This is a genomic window from Martelella sp. HB161492, assembly GCF_013184775.1.
GTDB lineage: Bacteria > Pseudomonadota > Alphaproteobacteria > Rhizobiales > Rhizobiaceae > Martelella.
Window position 1 is genome coordinate 237,665 of sequence record NZ_JAATVV010000003.1, and the last position, 18,936, is coordinate 256,600.

Consider the following 18,936-nt stretch of genomic DNA (forward strand, 5'->3'; position numbering starts at 1 on the left):
GATGTTATACTGGATTTTGGTTCTGCTGATTGTCGCCGCCGTTGCAAGTCTTCTCGGATTTCGCGGTGTGGCCGGACTTTCGGCTGGCATTGCGCGTATCCTGATCTTCATCGTTCTGGTGGTACTGCTGATTTCACTTTTGTCAGGACTTCTGATTATCGCCTGATCTGGGGTGGAGACACCTTCACGCGCCGTGCATTTGCCCGTGCACGGCGCTTTTCTGTCCCCGGTCCCAGTAGGGAACGGGGCCGTAAAGCCGGGCGAGGTCATCGATGAACAGCCGGACTTTGGCGGGCAGGAAGCTTCGGCTGGGATAGACGGCGGACAGCGAGACCTTGTTGCCCGTTTCGTAGGCCGGCAGGATCTGGATCAGTTCGCCGCTGGCAAGTTCCGGTCCGATATCCCAGGTCGATCGCAGCGCGATGCCATTTCCGGCCAGCACCGCCTCGCGGATCACCTCGCTGGAATTGGTGATCAGCCGGCCTTCCGGCCTGAGCGTCACCGGGCCTTCCGGCCCTTCGAGGCGCCAGAAATCGCCATTATGGGCGGGAAGGCAGGTGTGGCGGTCAAGTTCGGCCAGTGTTTGCGGTGCGCCCATGCGTTCGACATAGCCGGGCGTGGCGCAGAGGATGCGTCTGACCGGTGCCAGCTTGCGGGCGACGAGCGAGGAATCCGTCAGCTCGCCGATGCGGATCGCAAGATCGAAGCCGCCGCCGACCACATCGACGAATTCATCCGACAATACCAGCTCCAGAATCAGTTCGGGATGGCGATTGAGAAAGCCGCCGAGATGGGGGGCGATATGCAGCCTGCCAAAGGAGGTGGGGGCGGAAACCTTCAACCGCCCCTGAACGTGGCGGGTCTGTCCCTCGATGAAACGCTCGGCCTCTTCCAGCCCCTCCAGCAGCGGTGTCAGGCGCTCGTAATAGCCGCGCCCCGTCTCTGTCAGGGCAATCTGCCGGGTGGTGCGCTGAAACAGCCGTGCGGCCAGATGATCCTCAAGCCGCTTGATGCTTTTGGAAACGACGGCCGGCGACAGGCCCAGCTCTTCGGCAGCGGCGGTCATGCTGCCAAGCGCCGCGACACGGGCAAATACGGCGAGGTCCTGCAGGTTTTTCATAATCGCCCCGATTTATTCCATTATGGAAAAAGTCTTATCATTTGTCATGGTTCCGCGCCAGTGTTAGAACGCCTCCCTAAGAGGGGCGGCCTTTCGTAAGGCATGATTGATCGAACGGCGGAGGAGGCGATCTTGTCCGGTACGATTGCATTTCTGGAACCAAAAGCGGAGATTCTGGCCCGCCGTGCCCAGATCATCGCGGATCTCGCGGCATTTTTGTCCGCAGATGCCCTTATCCATGAACAGCGGGAGCTGGTGCCGTTCGAGACGGATGGCTTTGTTGCCTATCGCCGCGTGCCGCTGGCCGTCTGTCTGCCGTCGACGACCGAGGAGGTTTCTGCCGTCCTGCGCTATTGCCATGAGCATGGCATCCCGGTTGTCCCGCGCGGCGCCGGGACCTCGCTTTCGGGCGGAGCGATTGCCCAGGAAGATGCGGTTATTATCGGCCTGTCGCGGATGAGCGCGATCCTTGATCTCGATTTTGATGACCGGGTCGCCGTGGTGCAGGCCGGCGTCACCAATATCGCCATTTCGCAGGCTGCCAATCCGGAAGGTTTCTTCTACGCGCCAGATCCGAGCTCGCAGCTCGCCTGCACGATCGGTGGCAATATCGGTATGAATTCGGGCGGCGCGCATTGCCTGAAATATGGTGTGACCACCAATAATCTGCTTGGCGTCAAGCTCGTTATGGTGGATGGCACGGTGCTGGAACTGGGCGGCAAGGCGCTGGATGCGCCCGGGCTGGATCTGGTTGGCCTTGTCTGCGGCTCTGAAGGCCAGCTCGGCATTGTCACCGAGGCGACGGTGCGGCTGCTTGCCATGCCGGAAGGCGCGCGGCCGGTGCTGTTCGGCTTCCCGACCTCTGAACAGGCCGGACAATGCGTCACCGATATCATTGGCGCCGGAATTATCCCCGTGGCCATCGAATTCATGGACAAGCCGGCGATCGAGATCTGCGAGGCATTCGCCCATGCCGGCTATCCGCTTGATGCCGGAGCGCTGCTGATTGTCGAGGTTGAAGGCTCCGAGGCCGAAATGGATGCGATGCTGGCGGAAATCGTCGCGATTGCCCGTCAGCATGCGGTCATGACGGTCAAGGAGTGCCAGTCGGCAACCGAGGCGGCGCTGATCTGGAAAGGCCGCAAATCCGCCTTCGGGGCCACCGGTCGCATCGCCGACTATATCTGCATGGATGGCACGGTGCCGCTCAGCCGGCTTTCGACCGTGCTCAGCAAGACAACCGAGATTACCGAGCGCTATGGGCTGCGCGTCGCCAATGTCTTTCATGCGGGCGATGGCAATATGCATCCGTTGATCCTTTACAATATCAATGACCCGGAAGATGCCGCCCGCGCGGAGGCTGCCGGTAACGATATCCTCAAACTCTGTGTCGATCAGGGCGGCTGCCTGACCGGGGAGCACGGTGTCGGCATCGAGAAACGGGATCTGATGCGGCATCAATATTCAAAAGCCGATCTCGACCAGCAGATGGCCGTGCGCGAAGCTTTCGATGCAGACTGGCTGCTCAATCCTTCCAAGGTCTTTCCGCTCGACGGGAGAAAAGCCGATGGCTGAGATCTATCGCCCCGAAACCGAGGAAGACGCGGCCGGCATCATCACCGGCTGTTATGACCGGCATGAAAGCCTTGAAATCTTCGGTGGCAGAACCCGTTCGGGCTTCGGCAATCCGGTGACGGCTTCGGCCGGCCTTTCCGCATCGCGTCTCTCCGGTATTGTCGCCTATAATCCTTCCGAAATGGTGATGACGGCGCTCGCCGGCACGCCGGTTGCCGAAATCGAGGCGGCGCTTGCGGCCGAAGGGCAATATCTTGCCTTTGAGCCGATGGATCATCGCGGCATCATGGCAACCAGCGGCACGCCGACAATCGGCGGGGTCTTCGCCGCCAATGTCTCCGGCCCGCGCCGCTTTGCCCTTGCCGGTGCTGCGCGTGACAGCCTGCTTGGCATCCGCTTCGTCAATGGCCGCGGCGAGATCATCCGCGCTGGCGGACGGGTGATGAAGAATGTCACCGGGCTTGATCTGGTCAAGCTGATGGCCGGCTCGCACGGTACGCTCGGTTTTCTGACGGAACTGACCTTCAAGGTGCTGCCCCGGCCCAAACAGGTCGCGACGCTTTGTATCTCCGCACTTGATGATGAAGCGGCCATTCGGCTGATGGCGTCGGTCATGGGGCTGTCGGTTGAGGTTTCCGGCGCTGCGCATCTGCCCTTCACGGTCAGGAAAAGTCTTCTTGACGGGCAGCTTGCCGGCGACAGTGTCACCTGCCTCAGACTTGAGGGGGTGGAAGGATCTGTCGCCATCCGCCGGGAAAAGCTTGAGGGTTACCTCGCCGCCCGTGGCCCGGTTCAGCATCTCGATGCGGCGCAAAGCGCGAGGCTGTGGCGCGAAATTGCAGACGTCAGGCCCTATTGCGACGGTAGTGAAAAACCGCTCTGGCGCGTCTCTGTCGCACCCTCAAAGGGGGCGATGCTGGTTGCGGCCCTGCGTCAGGAAGCGGCGGTGGATGCCTGGTATGACTGGCAGGGTGGTCTCGTCTGGATGCGGATGGATGGCGGTGCAGAGGCGCGTATCCTGCGCCGGCTGATCGCGCATCATGGCGGCGGCCATGCGACACTTCTGCGCGCCGGTGAGGGCGAGCGCCAGATCGTGCCGGCCTTCGAGCCGGCACCGGCGGCGGTCGCCGCCCTTACTGCGCGGATCCGGAAGACCTTCGATCCACGTGGGATCTTCAATCCCGGCAAAATGGAACGACAGGAGATTGCAGCATGAGCGAACCTGAAATTCAGCAACCGGAAAAGCCCTCGACGAACGGATGGTTCGAGCCGGGGCGCAATAATGTGCTTCTGGTCTATATTCTTTATCTGGTGAGTTTCGCGCTTGGTATCACCTTTCTGATCGGCGTTGTCTTTGCCTATATCAACCGGCCCAATGCGCGCGGCTGGGTCGAAAGCCACTATGTCTGGGCAATCCGCACGTTCTGGATCTGCCTGCTTTACAGTTTTGTCTCGCTGCTGCTGACATTTGTGGTGATTGGCGTGTTCGGATTTATCGCCACTGCCATCTGGCTGATTGCCCGGGTCATCATCGGCCTGCAGAAGGCGAGCGCCAGCGAGCCGATTGCCAAACCGACGAGCTGGCTGATCTGACCGGGCAAGGCCTGTCTGCCCTGCAAAGGGGCATCCGGAGCGGAGAGGAGGCCGCGCCGGAGCGTTTTTCCCTCCTCAAAAGTGACATGTGCACTTCGGGAACGATAAGATGCAGACCAATTTCTCACCCGCCCAGCTTGAAGATCCGAAGGTCGCAGAGGCCGAATCGATCCTGCGCAAATGCGTGCATTGCGGTTTCTGCACGGCAACCTGTCCAACCTATGTGACGCTGGGCAATGAGCTCGACAGCCCGCGCGGGCGGATCTATCTGATCAAGGACATGCTGGAAAACGACCGCCCGGCCGACCGCGAGGTCGTCACCCATATCGATCGCTGTCTGTCCTGTCTGTCCTGCACAACCACCTGTCCGTCGGGCGTGGACTATATGCATCTGGTTGATCATGCCCGCGCCCATATTGAAAAGACCTACCAGCGCCCGCTGATGAACCGGCTGACCCGTCAGGCACTCGCCATGGTGCTGCCCTATCCCGGCCGCTTCCGCCTTGCGCTTGGTCTCGCCCGGCTCGGCCGCCCCTTTGCGGCGCTGCTTGCGCGGGTTGAGGCGCTGAAGCCCTTTGCAGCGATGCTGCGGCTGGCGCCGGCGAAGCTTCCCGCGCGCGGAGCCTTTGGCGATCCCGGGGAACATCATGCCACGGCGCCGACAAGCGGCCGGGTGGCGATCCTGACCGGCTGTGCCCAGTCGGTGCTGGATCCGGCGATCAATGCGGCGACGATCAGGCTTCTGAACCGTTTCGGGATTAGCGTGGTCGTGCCACACGGCGAGGGGTGCTGCGGCTCTCTGGTCCACCATATGGGGCGTGAGGAACAGGCACTGGACGAGGCGCGGCGCAATGTCGATGTCTGGTGCCGGGAGGCCGATCAGGGCGGCCTCGATGCCATCATCATCACGGCATCGGGATGCGGCACGACGATCAAGGATTACGGGCATATGCTTGCCCATGATCCCGCCTATGCCGGGAAGGCGGCGCGGGTTTCGGCGCTTGCAAAGGATGTGACGGAATTTCTTGTGACCATGGATCTGCCAGAACTGCCGGCGCGTGCGATCACGGTCGCCTATCATTCGGCCTGTTCGATGCAGCATGGTCAGAAACTCACCGTCCAGCCCAAGGCCTTGCTGAAGCGCGCCGGATTTGCTGTGCGGGAACCTTCCGAGGGGCACCTTTGCTGCGGCTCGGCCGGGACCTATAACATCATGCAGCCGGACATTTCGGCGAAGCTGAAGGCGCGGAAGGTGAAGAATATCGAGGCGACCAAGGCTGATGTGATCGCGACCGGCAATATCGGCTGCATCACCCAGATTGGAACAGGCACCGATATCCCGATCCTGCACACCGCAGAGCTGCTTGACTGGGCCTATGGCGGTGACAAACCGGCGGCGCTGCACTAACAGGCTGTGGCTGATCAAGCGGGAAGTGGATACTCTATATGGCAGTACAAGACGGGCTCCTGGCCGATGACGATGGCACGCTTTCCTGCTTCTGGCATGGCGGGCTGGAGGATTATCGCCGCTACCATGACGAGGAGTGGGGCAGGCCGGTGTCCGATGATTTCCGCCTGTTCGAAAAGATCTGCCTTGAAGGCTTCCAGTCAGGCCTGTCCTGGCTGACGATCCTGCGCAAGCGCGAGAATTTCCGCTCCGCCTTTGCCGGTTTCGATTTCAATGCCGTGGCGCGTTTCGATGAGGGCGATGTGGACCGCCTGCTCGGCGATGCGGGCATCATCCGCCATCGCGGCAAGATCGAAGCGACGATCAACAATGCGGGGCGCGCGATTGCGCTGAAGGAAGAATTCGGTTCGCTCGCCGCCTTTTTCTGGTCGTTCGAACCGGGCGCCGAAGAGCGGCCGGCCGTGGTGGATCTGGCGGCGCTCAGGGCCAATCCGACGACGCCAGCCTCGATTCGCCTGTCAAAGGCGCTGAAGAAACGCGGTTGGAAATTTGTCGGACCGACCACGGTCTACGCCTTCATGCAGGCGATGGGGCTCGTCAACGATCATCTGCAAGGCTGTGCCTGCCGGGAGAAAACGGAAAGGCTCCGGGCGGCGTTTATCCGTCCGGAGTGAGATTGAAGGATGACGGGGTTTAGCCGACGTTCAGGAGGAAGATCAGGCTGAGCGCGATCGCCGTCAGCACGCCGATCGACAGGATGGCGGTCAGGATCACCCGGCCACCGGCATGGGCGAGCGAGCGGATATCGACCGAGAGACCGAGTGCTGCCATGGCGATGACGGTCAGCATGTTTGAGGTCGTGGCCAGCGGTGCGACCATGGCCGGCGGAATGACATTGGTCGAACGCAATGCCATCATGATGGCAAAGCCGATGATGAACCAGGGGGCGATATGCTTCAATCTGACCTTGGCGCCGCCGGTTGAGCTGGCCGCCGCGCGGCTGGCCATGCCGAGCGTGAACAGGACCGGCCCGAGCATCATGACGCGGATGAGCTTGACCAGCGTACCGGTCTGGACGGCGACAATGCCGCCGGGCTGGGCCGCTGCAAGAACCTGCGGTACGGCATAGACCGTCAGTCCTGACAGAACGCCATATTGCGATGGCGACAGGCCAAGCGTTGCCAGCGCCAGCGGCAGGGCCAGCACCATGATCACGCCGAGCACGGCGGTGAAGGCGATGGCTGCGGCGATATCTTCGGCTTCGGCATCAATCACCGGGGCTGCGGCGGCAATGGCTGAATTGCCGCAGATCGAATTGCCGCAGGCAACCAGCGTTGCCAGCTTGTGATGCAGGCCGAGGCCGCGCCCGATCATGTAGCTGACGCTGATGGCGATGGCCACCGTGCCGACAATGCCAATGACGAGTGCCGGGCCCGCAGCCTTCAATGCCTGGACGCTGATCGAGGCGCCAAGCAGGACGATTGCCACTTCCAGCACGAATTTCTCGGAGAAACGGATGCCGGCATGAAAGATGTCCGCCAGCGGCACCGTCGAGCGGATCGCCGTGCCGATGAGGATGGCGAGAACGAGGTTCTCGATGAATTTGTGTCCGGTCAGGTTTATCTCAACCGCTTCGGCGGCGAAGGCGACAATCGAGACGAGGATGGCGAGTCCGAGGCCGGGCATGAGCCTGCCTATCTGATTGAGCCGATTGCGGTCGGCGTCTTGATCGATGGCGATCTGCATTCTTCTAACTCTTTTCGGAGCAGGCGCTCAGGGACGGCGTCAGCTTTTGGGATATTCGGTTGTGCAGTCGCGAAGCGTGCGCTGCAAAGTCTTGGGATGGGGCCAATCTCTCATCTGGTTTTGTGGACTTCCATCGAATAATAATTTACGTTCCATTCGATCAGCGCGAATAATTTCCCCATGATGACCTTCGAACAGCTTGTAATTTTCGTAGAAGTAGCTGAGCGCGAGCATCTGACGCGTGCGGCAGAGGCGCTTCATCTGACCCCGTCGGCAGTCTCCAGTGCAGTGCGCAAACTCGAGGAGTTTTACGCGGTCAAATTGTTCGACCGGGTCGGACGCGGCATTGTGCTGACAGCGGAAGGCAGGGTGTTTCTGGAAGAGGCGCGGGCGACATTGAAACGGATCCGTTCGGCCGAGCAGGTTCTGGCCGAGCTTGGCGGGCTGGAGCGTGGTGCGTTGTCGATTTATGCCAGCCAGACCATTGCCAGCTACTGGCTGCCCCGCGTGCTGATGCGCTTTCATGCGCGCTATCCCGGCATTGAACTGGCGGTGACCATCGGCAATACGGCGATTGTCGGTGCTGCGGTTGCCGACGGTGCTGCCGAACTCGGCTTCATCGAGGGCGCTTTCGAGCATGATCTGGTGCGCAAGCGCCATCTGGCCGATGATGCGCTGCTGGTCGTGGTCGCGCCGTCCCACCCGCTGGCGGATGGCCGTCCGGTGACGCCGGGTGAACTGGCGCGGCAGACAAGCTTCGTCCTGCGCGAGGTCGGCTCCGGCACACGTTCTGAATTTGAGCATGCGATGGAAGGTTTCGGGATTGCTGCCAGCGGGCTGAACATCGCGATGGTTCTGCCCTCAAACGAAGCCGTGCTGACGGCGGTCAGGGCAGGGCGGGCGGCGACGGCGATCTCCGGATCGGTTGCAGCGCCCTGGCTTGCGGCGGGCAAGCTGGCCGAGGTCAACATCTGCCTGCCCTCGCGTGCATTTCACCTTCTGTCCCATCGTGAGCGGCATTTGAGCAAGGCGGCAGCCGAAATGGTCGCCCTTGCGGTCGCCGAGGGGCAATCGGCGGGTGTGCAAGACTTGCCGCAGGACGCCTGATCTTCTAAGACAAGCGGCAATTTCAAAGCATCATCTATGAAACGGTCCGCATCATGAGCGAGAAGAAGAACAAGAAGCCGCAGAAACTCAAAGCCCGCCTGCCGCGCGGCTTCGTTGACCGTCAGGCCGGCGATATCCGGGCGACAGAGGAAATGGTCGGCAAGATCAAGGCCGTTTATGAGCTTTATGGCTTCGATCCGGTGGAAACGCCGCTGTTCGAATATACCGATGCGCTTGGCAAGTTCCTGCCTGATCAGGACCGGCCCAATGAAGGCGTGTTCTCGCTGCAGGACGATGACGAGCAGTGGATGAGCCTGCGTTATGATCTGACTGCGCCGCTCGCCCGTCACGTGGCGGAGAATTTCAACGAGATCCAGCTGCCTTTCCGCAGCTATCGTGCCGGTTACGTCTTCCGCAATGAGAAGCCCGGTCCGGGCCGTTTCCGCCAGTTCATGCAGTTCGATGCCGATGTCGTCGGCGCGCCCGGCGTCCAGACGGATGCCGAAATGTGCATGATGATGGCCGACACGATGGAAGCACTCGGGATTCCGCGCGGCGACTATGTCATCCGCGTCAACAACCGCAAGGTTCTGGATGGCGTGCTGGAGGCGATCGGTCTTGGCGGCGACGACAAGGCCGTTCAGCGCCTGACGGTGCTGCGCGCCATCGACAAGCTCGACAAGTTCGGCGTCGAGGGTGTGAAGCTTCTGCTCGGCGAAGGCCGCAAGGACGAGAGCGGCGACTTCACCAAGGGCGCGGGGCTTGATGCGCAGCAGATCGAAAAGCTGATCGTCTTTGTCTCGATCAAGGATTATGCCGCCGAGGCCGAAACCCTTGCTGCGCTGGTCGCGGGGTCGGTGCGCGGCAGCGAAGGCGTTGCCGAGCTTTCCCTGATCGGGGACATGGTGACGAGCGCCGGCTACGGTTCTGACCGGGTCAAGATCGACCCCTCCGTTGTCCGCGGTCTCGAATATTACACCGGCCCGGTCTATGAGGCGGAGCTGACCTTCGATGTCACCAATGAAAAGGGCGAGAAGGTTGTCTTCGGATCCGTTGGTGGCGGTGGACGTTATGACGGCCTGGTGTCGCGCTTCATGGGCCAGCCGGTTCCGGCGACCGGCTTTTCCATCGGTGTCTCGCGGCTGATGACAGCCTTGAAAAATCTCGGCAAGCTCGGCGAGGCCCCGGTGATCGAACCGGTTCTGGTCACCGTCATGGATGGCGATGGTGATGCGATGGGGCGCTATCAGCGCTTCACCCAGGCCCTCAGGGCTGCCGGAATTCGCGCTGAAATGTATCAGGGCAACTGGAAGAAATTCGGCAATCAGCTGAAATATGCCGACCGTCGCGGCTGCCCTATTGCCATCATCCAGGGCGGTGATGAGCGCGCCGAGGGCGTGGTGCAGATCAAGGACCTGATCGAGGGCAAGCGGCTTTCCGGTGAGATCGAGGACAATGCCAGCTGGCGCGAGGCGCGCGTGGCCCAGGAGACGGTGCCGGAGGCGGAGCTTGTTGCCAAGGTTGGCGAAATCCTCGCAGCACAGGCCGAGGATCGCCGGCGCGCCCAGCCGTGAGGCAAGCGCAGATGACGAACCGCGAAAGGCTGCAGCCAAGATGCAATCGGCCGGGAGCCCTTCTGGCTGCGGCGCTTCTTGGCTTGATGTCTTCAGCTGCCGCCCATGCCGGCACGGCCGCTGACCCGGTTGCCGAGGTGATGGCGGTCACCGTCAACAACTGGTCGCCCGATGCATCGGTGCAGGAGGATCTGTTTGCGTCAGATCGCCTGAAACGCCTTTTCAGCGCCGGTTTTCAGGCGCAGTTTGAAAAGGCGATGGCCGTTTCGGGCATTGGAAATGATGGCAGCCCCTTCGATTACGACGTTGTCGTCAACGCTCAGGATGGCTGCCCGCTTGAGGATCTTGCGATCGCCCCGCCGCTTGTGCAGGACGGAAAAACCGTTGAAGTCGCGCGTTTCCGCTTCATGAGCTGCTTTGGCTCGCAAGCAGAATATCAGGCGTTTTCCGAGGCCCGGTTCATTCTGGTTGATGAAGGCGGGCAGGTGAGAATTGACGACATCATTGCCGTCAGTCCCGACGGGCAAACTCTCTCGACGCGGGAACAGCTTGGTCTTCTGGCCGGGGGCGGCTCCGACTGAGGTTCACAGGACGGAGCAGGGCCCTGCGGATGCCACCGGGTGAAGTGCCGTGTCGCACGGTATCGTGGCAAGAAGCGCTGCGACGGATGCCGAAAGGAGCAGGCATGACGTGGCGACCCCCGGCAGGATTTCCCCTCTGATCTGGTTCGCAATGACGAACTGGTTGCGCAGATAGAAATTGATCGCATCTGTGGCGTCTTGCATGACGAAGAGCTGAATCGTGTCGTCAGGCTTTCCGGCCTCCGCGGCAACGCGCAGAAGCTGGCTGCCAATCCCCTTGCGCTGATAGGGGCGAGTGATATAGAGCCCCCAAACCGCGCCGCACTCATCGCCATAGGCGTAGGTGCAGGTGGCGACGATAGTGTCGCCGTCCCTGACGAGCAGGAGGGTCTCTCCGATACCGGGAAGCCCGCCCCCAAGGGTACCATCCCCGAGGTTGTCCACCAGATTTGCAACAACCTCATGACCGAGGGAGTCACTATAGGTGTCCTGCCAACAGGTCGCCATGAACGGCCGGACCTCTTCAAGCAGTTCTTTGCTGATCGGGCTGCTGTGCTTTTCAAGCTGCATTTAAAGAAAATCCTCTTTGTGTTGAAGAAAGACGAAACTTTTGGTTAATATCTTGCTCTAAATATGTGGCAAGAATCGGAAATATTATATTTCAATATTTTATAATGATTTTTGATTAAGTTATATTTGTAAAATTTCAAAATATTCCAAAAATCGAATTTTATATGTTCGATGTCAGCTGGATATTACATGTCGAACCGCAACGGTTCGCCTGTCAGGTGTAGTGTGTCCCCTCAAAATTGTCAGGCTGTGCGTGATCGCTTCCGGTCGGCGCCGTTACGGCTCGGTCACATGAACAAGAAAAAACAAAAAGGAACCGAACTATGGATAAGTTCAGGGTTATTCCAACTCGCCAAAATATCGCCAAGGCCTGCGCAGAAATCGCGCAGAGACAAGCCCGGCCCCAGGAATTCGAGATCGGCGCACCCCGTAGAGTGCTGAGAGACAGTCAATCGCCGGGTATTTCCAGCGTCTATAGCTCTGCATCGTCTTCGCCCGCAACAGGCCGGTCTTCGCCAGCGACAAGTGGGTTCTCGCCAGCAACAGGCAGGTCCTCGCCCGCAACAAGCGGGTCTTCGCCAGCAATAAGCCGGTCTTCACCGACCAGCGGGTTTTCCAATATGAGCACTGGTTCGCTCTTGCGGCTCGACAATAATATGAAAATCGCGCGAACGGTTGTGCAGCGTGTTCAGGAGAAAGTTCCGTCACGGCATGAAGCAGACCACAGCGGCCTGACCTCGGCGTCAAACGGGCGTCCTGTGCGGGAGGGTGATCCTGTTCGCTTTATGGTCAACGTCCGTTTGCCGGTCCTCAGCAAGGTTCATCAGGATGCTCAGGAGTTTAGAGGACCTTCATACGTGCAGACCCGGATGCACAAGAATGCCTGGAAGTCCTGTCTGAAGCTCAGCAGCAAGCTGAGCGCGAAGGAAAAGATCGGCGGCAGTTCGGAACTGGCGCAGATGACTGCGCGGGAACTCAAGAAATGCGGCTACGGACGCAGCATCGAGATTGTCAGCATTCCGGTGAAACTGGAAAATGCCGATGTCACCGGCCAGCGGCCGGATCATCAGTTCGTCGTGATTGATCGGGAGCGCTATTCACGCCTTACGTCCGGCGCCCATGCGCAGGGGGTCGGTCCACTGGCCCATGACGGGCTCGATATCGGCCGCCCGGACGAGGGGTGGAGCCCCGATGCCGTGGTCGTCGATCCGTTCGCGGGGGCGATCTATCCGGCGGCGCAGTTTCAGGCGTTCTGGGATCATCTCAGTGACAGGGCGGCTGACGGCGAACAGCAGTCTGAGCCGATGCGGGCGCAACTGCTCTTCAAGCTCTGATCCGTTTCGTGTGCGGTTCGGGGCCTCAGGCCCCGACGCTTTTACGGCTGATCAGGGAGCAGGGCAGGCGGACAATGCCGGTCGCCACCGGTTCGCCACGGGTCAGTTCGAGCATGGCGAGTGCCGAGCGATGGCCGATCTCCTTCAGTTCCATGTCGATTGTCGTCAGCGGCGGGCGGGTCTGGCGCGACACGACCTCCCAGTTGTCGAAACCGATCACACGGATATCATCAGGGACCAGAATGGCGCGGTCCCGAAGCGCATCGAGTACGCCACGGGCGATCTCATCACTGCCGCAAAAGATGCCGTCAGGCAGGCTGGCTCCGCTTGAGACCAGCTGATCGATGGCCTCATGGCCCCATTCTTCCGACCAGCCGCCAAACATGACTTTGCGTGGGCTCGGACAGCTTTGCTGATAGGCCTCGGCGCGAATGCGCGCGGCAAGCCAGGTGTCCGGGCCGGTGATATGCAGGATGTCGCGACAGCCTGCCGCCTCAAGATGGCTGATTGCCAGGCGGGCGCCATGGGCATCATCCGGAACGAAGCTGGTGGAATGTTTCGGCCCTATGGCGAAGGCATAGACCACCGGAATGGTCAGGGAATGAAGATCAATCGGCGGTTCGCTGTCCAGCCGGATGGCGGTGAAGATGATGCCGTCGACCTGTTTGTCGAGCAGCGCCTGGAGGTGCAGTTCCGCCAGCCGCTTGTCGCCGCTTGTGGCGCACAGGAAAGCGGAAACGCCGTGGTCGACCAGCACTTCGGAAACACCGGAGCTGATCGGCAGTGTCAGGCGGCCATAGGTGTCATCGGTGATGATGCCGATGGTGAGGCTGCGATGGGAGAGAAGCGACCGCGCCAGCGCATTGGGGCGGAAGCCGATTTCCTGGGCGATCTGCGCCACGCGGTCACGCGTTTCCGCATTGACCCGACCGACCCCGTTGAGTGCGTTCGAGGCGGTCGAGAGGCTGACGCCTGCCGCTTTGGCGACGTCGCGCAGTGTCCGTCTGCGGTGCTGGATGGGTTTGATCGTCATCAGTATCCCTCGGTTGATAAAACCTTTTAGCAAATGATTTCAAAGCTGCAAAAAGGTTTTTGCACAATTTTGCACGCAACGTGTCGACAACAAAATTAATCTCACCTACCGTGAATTCACGTCGAAGATAAGTAACGACGAACCACCAAAAAGGGGAAGCAGATGCTGAAACGCAAATTGATGCTCGCTGCAGCAACATTGGCTGTCATGACCTCCGCCGCCAGCGCCGAAGATGTGACGCTGTGGGTGCGCACGTCGTCGGGGCCGGTGCTGCAGGCACTTGCCGACAAGTACAATGCCAGCCATGACGACAAGGTCAATGTCACGCAGGTGATTGCCGAACAGATGGTACCGAAACTCGGTGCCTCGATTGCCGCCGGTACGCCGCCGGATGGTGCCGTGCTCGACCTGATCTATCTTCCGACCTTTGCCGCCAATGACACGCTGGAAGACATTACCGGCTTTGTCGATGGCCTGCCTTACGCCGATGCGCTCAGCCCGTCGCATATCCGCCTTGCCACCTATGACGGCAAGATCTATGGCGTGCCGGCGCTGCCCGATGCCTCGATCATCGCCTATAATACCGACCTGTTTGAAAAAGCCGGTCTTGATCCGACCAAGGCGCCGGCCTCGCTGGATGAAATCGCGGCTGATGCCAAGAAGATCAGCGCACTTGGCGATGACACTTACGGCTTCTATTTCGTTGCCAATTCCGGTTCCTGGCTGATCTATGACTTCCTGCCGCATATCTGGGCGGCCGGTGATGACATTCTGTCGGAAGACGGCCGTGAAGCCACCGTCGACACGCCGGCGATGCGCGCGACGCTCGCAGACTATTCCGATATGTGGAAGGCTGGCGCCATTCACCCGACGTCGCGTTCCGGCAATGGCAACAACGCCGTTGAAGCCTTCGCATCCGGCAAGGTCGGCATCCTGATGACCGGCTCCTACATCGTCAATCTGCTGACCAGCAAATATCCGGACGTCAATTTCGCAGTCGCTCCGATTCCGGGTCCCGAAGGCGGCGCCTCCAGCTTTGCCGGCGGCGATACGCTGGCGATGATCAAGGGCATCAGCCCGGAGAAGAAGGCGGTCCTTGAAGATTTCGTCAAGTTCTACATGGAGCCGGAACAGCAGGTCTTCATTACCCAGGAATCCGGCATGCCGTCGCGTACCGATCTGGCGGATGAGGCCTATGCCCAGTTCGACAAGCGCAACCTCGTTGCCTATGACATCCTGTCGAAGGCCCGCACGCCCTACACATACGCCTCCGATGAGCTTTTCGTGTCGCGAACCGGCCCCTTCATCAACCTGATCCAGACCGGCATTTTCGACGACAATGTCGATGGCGCCATTTCCACGGCTCAGGATGCGTTCACCAAGATCCTCGATCGCACCAATCCGTAATGCAAACGCGCCGGATGGCAGGTGCCGATACCTGCCATCCGCCTCGGTTTCAGCCCGCTGCGTGGAAGCGATGTGCCTTGGCTGCCCCAAAGCCGAAATCTTCGATGAGAAGGATGTGAAATCTTGCCGTTCAAGCGCTTGAGAGCAAATAGGGCTCCTGACGGCGATCAGGAGCCGCATGGCTGGCTTGGCCTTGCCTATATCGCGCCAAGCATGGTGTTCATCATCGGTCTGTTCGTCATTCCGCTGGTGATGACGATCTGGATGAGCTTTTTCCGCTGGCCATTGCTCGGCCGCCGCAAGTTCATCGGCATGGACAATTATGCCGAACTGATCGGCGATCAGCAGCTGTGGCATTCGCTGGGTTTCACCCTGCTTTATACCGTCCTTGTCACTGCGGCGATCATGGCGGTTGCCTTTCCACTGGCGCTTCTGGTTGACCGGCCATTGCGCTCCGTAGGCTTCTTCCGCACCATTTTCTTCATGCCGGTGGTGATCGGCTTTTCGGCCGCCTCGACGCTGTGGATGTGGCTGCTCAACCCTGATAACGGCGTTTTCGCCCATCTTCTGACCGGGCTAGGTATCGTCTCGCATGCGCCGCGACCGCTGGAAAGCTTCTGGCCGGCGCTGGGTGTCATCATCCTGATGGTGGTGTGGAAGACCGCCGGTTTCACCATGGTCATTCTGCTCACCGGGCTTCAGAGCATTCCGAACGAGATTGTCGAAGCTGCGCGCATCGATGGTGCCAGTCCCTTTTCCCGCTTCCGCCGGATCACTCTGCCTCTGATGCGCAATTCCGTGCTGCTGGCACTGATCCTCAACATCACCTCGTCCATGCTCGCTTTCGACCAGTTCTTCATCATCACCCAGGGCGGGCCGAACAATTCGACCATTTCAGCGGTGTTCACCATCTATCTGGCGTCCTTTTCCTCCTATCGCCTCGGTTACGGTTCGGCGCTGTCCTTCGCGCTGCTGGTCGTGCTGGTGGCGCTGAGTTCGATCCAGCTGTCCTTCATGCGCCAGCGCCCGGAGGGGGGACGATGAGAAAGCAACCGATCTTTGTCGCGCCTGAAGATGGCTACCGCGCGCTTGCGGGCCGTATGATCCTGTTTGCCGTGATGGTGGTGCTTGCCGCCTTCTTCCTGATGCCGGTGATCTGGTCCTTCGCCAACTCGTTCAAGCCAGCGGCCGATGCGCTGGCCCATCCGGTCGCGCTGTTTTCCAGGGCCTTTTCTTTGGAAAACTACCGCCGCCTCGAGGATGTGGGCGCGGGCTGGTATGTCTATGCCGGCAATTCCGTGTTCATCGCGCTGGGGACAATCCTCTTCACCGTAGCGGTGTCCGTGCCGGCCGGTTACGGCTTTTCCAAGTTCCGTTTTCCCGGTCAGTCGCTGATCTTCGTCATCATCATGGCGACCATGATGATCCCGTTTCAGTCGATCCTGACACCGCTGTTCCTGATCCTGAAATTCCTGCATCTGCAGAATTCGCTGTTCGGGCTGGTGCTGATCTACACGACGTTTCAGCTGCCCTTCTCGATCTTCATGATGCGCAACGCCTTTGACGCGATCCCGCTGGCGCTGATCGAGGCCGGGCGGATTGATGGTGCCTCGCAGTTCACACTTGTCCGGCGGATCCTGCTGCCGCTGGCGCTGCCGGGCGTGGCAACGGTGGCCATGTTCGCCTTCCTCAATTCGTGGAATGAGTTTCTGGCGGCGCTGATTTTCCTGTCGGATCAGAACAAGTTCACCCTGCCGATCATGCTGGTGAACGTTTCCTCCGGCATTTACGGCATCATCGACTGGGGCGCGCTTCAGGCCGGTATCACCGTCACCATGGTGCCGTGCATCCTGCTTTTCCTCGCATTGCAACGTTACTACGTGCGCGGCCTCACCGCCGGCGCCGTCAAGTAAGCCCTTATCGCATAGGAGTTTTCATGTCCTCGACCCTCAAGACGAAGGCTACCGGCGTGACCGATCACCTTTTTCAGCGCTTCGAGCCCGTTGATCACACCAAAGTCGCCTTTGACGGCGGTTTCTGGGAAAGCTGGCAGAAGACAATCCGTGATGTCACCATCCCCACGCAGCATATGCGGCTGGAAGAGGAGGGCTTTCTCGAAGTGCTCGATTTCGACAAGCCGGCCGGACCGCTGGCGCGGCCGATCCAACCCTCGGGCCTGTCAATGCAGCATTTCTTCGATTCCGATTTCGGCAAGTGGATTGAAGCGGCGAGTTACACGCTGAAGAACAATCCCAATCCGGATGTCGAAGCCAAGATCGATGCGATTGTCGAAAAGCTTGAACGGGGCCAGATGGCCGATGGCTATCTCAATTCCTGGTTCATCCGCCGCGAGCCGGAGAAGCGCTGGACCAATCTGCGCGATCTGCACGAGATGTATTCGATGGGCCATCTACTGGAAGGGGCCGTCGCCTATTTTGAGGCAACCGGCAAACGCCGTTTTCTCGATGTGATGATCCGCGCCGTCGACCATATCATCGATACATTCGGTGCCGAACCCGGCAAACTGCGCGGCTATGACGCGCATGAGGAAATCGAACTGGCGCTGGTCAAGCTCTATCGGGTTACCGGTGATCCGCGCCACCTGAAGCTTGCCACCTATTTCATCGACGAGCGCGGCCAGATGCCCTCCTATTATGATGGGGAGGCGCGCCGGCGCGGCGAGAATCCCGATGATTACGTGTTCCAGACCTATGCCTATAGCCAGGCCCACAAGCCGGTCCGTGAGCAGACCAGGGTCGAAGGCCATGCCGTGAGGGCGATGTATCTGTTCTCGGCGATGACGGATCTCGCCTATGAGAATGATGATGCGACGCTGAAGGCGGCCTGCGACCGGCTGTTCGACAATCTGACCAGCCGCCAGCTCTATGTGACCGGCGGGCTTGGTCCGTCGGCGGCCAATGAAGGCTTCACCCGCGAATATGACCTGCCGAACGATACGGCCTATGCGGAGACCTGCGCAGCCGTCGCACTGGGCTTCTGGACCCACCGCATGGCGCAGATCGATCTAGATGGCAAATTCACCGACAGACTGGAGACCGTGCTCTATAACGGCGCGCTATCCGGCATCTCACGCGATGGCGAGCATTATTTCTATGAGAATGTGCTTGAAAGCCATGGTCAGAACCAGCGCTGGAAATGGCATTACTGCCCCTGTTGCCCGACCAATATCGCCCGCTTCATCACCTCGCTCGGCCAGTATTACTATTCGACCAGGGGCAATGCGATTGCCGTTCATCTTTATGGTGCCAACAGTGCCGAATTCGTCATTGGCGAAACCTTCGTGCGCCTGAAACAGGATACGGCCTATCCCTGGGATGGTGATATCCGCCTGTCGCTGGGGCTTTCCGGGCCGGTTGAACTGGTGCTGAAGCTCAGAATTCCCGGCTGGTGCCGCAAGGCGACGGCCATGCTGAATGGCGAGGCGATCACGCTCGAAGCCGAGAAAGGCTATGCGACGATTGCCAGGACCTTTGCCGATGGCGATGAGATCCGCCTTTCCTTCGACATGCCTGTCGAGCGGCTTTACGCCCACCCGGCAGTCAGTGAGGATGCCCATCGGGTGTCCTTCCGGCGCGGGCCGGTGGTCTATTGCGTCGAGGAAACCGATCTCGGCATCGAGCCGCAGCGGCTCCGGGTCGCGTCGAGCGCAGAACTCACGCCACGATTCGAGGCGACGCTTCTGGGCGGAGCCGTCGTTCTGGAAGGCGAGGGGCTCGAGGCTTCGACCGATGGCTGGGCAGGCGCGCTTTATGCCACCGCGCCGCCGGTGCTGAAGAAAAGGCCCTTCAGGGCAATCCCGTATCACCTCTGGGCCAATCGCGAGGCGGGTGCCATGCAGGTCTGGCTCGGGGAAGAATAGGAGCGGAA

General features: G+C 60.1%; 19 protein-coding genes. 14 read left to right on the forward strand and 5 right to left on the reverse strand.

What is annotated here, in order from left to right; genetic code table 11:
• Position 1 precedes the first annotated feature (1 nt).
• Positions 2 to 166 (forward strand): DUF1328 domain-containing protein, encoded by a 165-nt coding sequence (locus HCK86_RS06830; protein ID WP_176083708.1) that lies wholly within the window; start codon positions 2 to 4, stop codon positions 164 to 166.
• Between the two features lie 18 nt (positions 167 to 184).
• Here HCK86_RS06830 and HCK86_RS06835 read toward each other — a convergent pair whose 3' ends face one another.
• Positions 185 to 1,120 carry a LysR family transcriptional regulator gene (locus HCK86_RS06835; RefSeq protein WP_176083709.1) on the reverse strand — a complete coding sequence of 312 codons (936 nt, stop codon included), beginning with the start codon at positions 1,118 to 1,120 and terminating at the stop codon, positions 185 to 187.
• 132 nt (positions 1,121 to 1,252) lie between these two features.
• Between HCK86_RS06835 and HCK86_RS06840 the strand changes: the two genes are divergently transcribed.
• The 5 genes from HCK86_RS06840 (at position 1,253) to HCK86_RS06860 (ending at position 6,370) form a co-directional block, all read left to right on the forward strand.
• Positions 1,253 to 2,695, forward strand: a complete 1,443-nt coding sequence (locus tag HCK86_RS06840; RefSeq protein WP_176083710.1) for an FAD-linked oxidase C-terminal domain-containing protein — start codon at positions 1,253 to 1,255, stop codon at positions 2,693 to 2,695.
• The gene (gene glcE, locus HCK86_RS06845) at positions 2,688 to 3,911 is read left to right on the forward strand and encodes a glycolate oxidase subunit GlcE (RefSeq protein ID WP_176083711.1); all 1,224 of its coding nucleotides are present in this window, start codon (positions 2,688 to 2,690) and stop codon (positions 3,909 to 3,911) included. Before HCK86_RS06840 ends, glcE begins: the two co-directional genes overlap by 8 nt.
• Positions 3,908 to 4,288, forward strand: a complete 381-nt coding sequence (locus tag HCK86_RS06850) for a hypothetical protein (protein WP_176083712.1) — start codon at positions 3,908 to 3,910, stop codon at positions 4,286 to 4,288. The genes glcE and HCK86_RS06850 overlap by 4 nt, the downstream gene beginning before the upstream one ends.
• 109 nt (positions 4,289 to 4,397) lie before the next feature.
• Positions 4,398 to 5,696 (forward strand): glycolate oxidase subunit GlcF, encoded by a 1,299-nt coding sequence (glcF, locus tag HCK86_RS06855; protein WP_176083713.1) that lies wholly within the window; start codon positions 4,398 to 4,400, stop codon positions 5,694 to 5,696.
• A gap of 38 nt (positions 5,697 to 5,734) precedes the next feature.
• The gene (locus HCK86_RS06860) at positions 5,735 to 6,370 is read left to right on the forward strand and encodes a DNA-3-methyladenine glycosylase I (protein WP_176083714.1); all 636 of its coding nucleotides are present in this window, start codon (positions 5,735 to 5,737) and stop codon (positions 6,368 to 6,370) included.
• A 19-nt stretch (positions 6,371 to 6,389) separates the two neighbouring features.
• Here HCK86_RS06860 and HCK86_RS06865 read toward each other — a convergent pair whose 3' ends face one another.
• Positions 6,390 to 7,442, reverse strand: coding sequence for a putative sulfate exporter family transporter (locus tag HCK86_RS06865; protein WP_176083715.1), 1,053 nt, complete (start codon positions 7,440 to 7,442; stop codon positions 6,390 to 6,392).
• Between the two features lie 183 nt (positions 7,443 to 7,625).
• Here HCK86_RS06865 and HCK86_RS06870 point away from each other — a divergent pair, with 183 nt between their 5' ends.
• The 3 genes from HCK86_RS06870 (at position 7,626) to HCK86_RS06880 (ending at position 10,704) form a co-directional block, all read left to right on the forward strand.
• The gene (locus HCK86_RS06870; RefSeq protein WP_176083868.1) at positions 7,626 to 8,549 is read left to right on the forward strand and encodes a LysR family transcriptional regulator; all 924 of its coding nucleotides are present in this window, start codon (positions 7,626 to 7,628) and stop codon (positions 8,547 to 8,549) included.
• 53 nt (positions 8,550 to 8,602) lie between these two features.
• Positions 8,603 to 10,123 carry a histidine--tRNA ligase gene (gene hisS / locus HCK86_RS06875; RefSeq protein WP_176083716.1) on the forward strand — a complete coding sequence of 507 codons (1,521 nt, stop codon included), beginning with the start codon at positions 8,603 to 8,605 and terminating at the stop codon, positions 10,121 to 10,123.
• A gap of 86 nt (positions 10,124 to 10,209) precedes the next feature.
• Positions 10,210 to 10,704: a hypothetical protein gene (locus HCK86_RS06880; RefSeq protein WP_176083717.1), complete on the forward strand. Its 495-nt coding sequence runs from the start codon at positions 10,210 to 10,212 to the stop codon at positions 10,702 to 10,704.
• A gap of 3 nt (positions 10,705 to 10,707) precedes the next feature.
• On the opposite strand, the gene HCK86_RS06885 is transcribed toward HCK86_RS06880, so the two are convergent.
• Together HCK86_RS06885 and HCK86_RS06890 are read right to left on the reverse strand one after the other, a co-directional pair.
• Positions 10,708 to 11,274 carry a GNAT family N-acetyltransferase gene (locus tag HCK86_RS06885; protein WP_176083718.1) on the reverse strand — a complete coding sequence of 189 codons (567 nt, stop codon included), beginning with the start codon at positions 11,272 to 11,274 and terminating at the stop codon, positions 10,708 to 10,710.
• A 472-nt stretch (positions 11,275 to 11,746) separates the two neighbouring features.
• A complete protein-coding gene (locus HCK86_RS06890; protein ID WP_176083719.1) occupies positions 11,747 to 11,902 on the reverse strand; it encodes a hypothetical protein in 156 nt (51 codons plus the stop codon).
• Between the two features lie 241 nt (positions 11,903 to 12,143).
• On the opposite strand from HCK86_RS06890, the gene HCK86_RS06895 reads away from it, so the two are divergent.
• Positions 12,144 to 12,608, forward strand: coding sequence for a hypothetical protein (locus HCK86_RS06895; protein ID WP_176083720.1), 465 nt, complete (start codon positions 12,144 to 12,146; stop codon positions 12,606 to 12,608).
• Between the two features lie 25 nt (positions 12,609 to 12,633).
• Here HCK86_RS06895 and HCK86_RS06900 read toward each other — a convergent pair whose 3' ends face one another.
• Positions 12,634 to 13,641 (reverse strand): LacI family DNA-binding transcriptional regulator, encoded by a 1,008-nt coding sequence (locus tag HCK86_RS06900; RefSeq protein ID WP_176083721.1) that lies wholly within the window; start codon positions 13,639 to 13,641, stop codon positions 12,634 to 12,636.
• Between the two features lie 162 nt (positions 13,642 to 13,803).
• On the opposite strand from HCK86_RS06900, the gene HCK86_RS06905 reads away from it, so the two are divergent.
• The 4 genes from HCK86_RS06905 to HCK86_RS06920 all read left to right on the forward strand — a co-directional run bounded on the left by HCK86_RS06905 (position 13,804) and on the right by HCK86_RS06920 (position 18,928).
• A complete protein-coding gene (locus tag HCK86_RS06905) occupies positions 13,804 to 15,048 on the forward strand; it encodes a sugar ABC transporter substrate-binding protein (RefSeq protein ID WP_176083722.1) in 1,245 nt (414 codons plus the stop codon).
• A 120-nt stretch (positions 15,049 to 15,168) separates the two neighbouring features.
• The gene (locus HCK86_RS06910; protein ID WP_176083869.1) at positions 15,169 to 16,092 is read left to right on the forward strand and encodes a sugar ABC transporter permease; all 924 of its coding nucleotides are present in this window, start codon (positions 15,169 to 15,171) and stop codon (positions 16,090 to 16,092) included.
• A 56-nt stretch (positions 16,093 to 16,148) separates the two neighbouring features.
• The gene (locus HCK86_RS06915; RefSeq protein WP_348641046.1) at positions 16,149 to 16,961 is read left to right on the forward strand and encodes a carbohydrate ABC transporter permease; all 813 of its coding nucleotides are present in this window, start codon (positions 16,149 to 16,151) and stop codon (positions 16,959 to 16,961) included.
• Between the two features lie 23 nt (positions 16,962 to 16,984).
• On the forward strand, positions 16,985 to 18,928 hold the full coding sequence (locus HCK86_RS06920; RefSeq protein ID WP_176083724.1) for a beta-L-arabinofuranosidase domain-containing protein: 1,944 nt from the start codon (positions 16,985 to 16,987) through the stop codon (positions 18,926 to 18,928).
• The last annotated feature ends 8 nt before the right edge of the window (positions 18,929 to 18,936 follow it).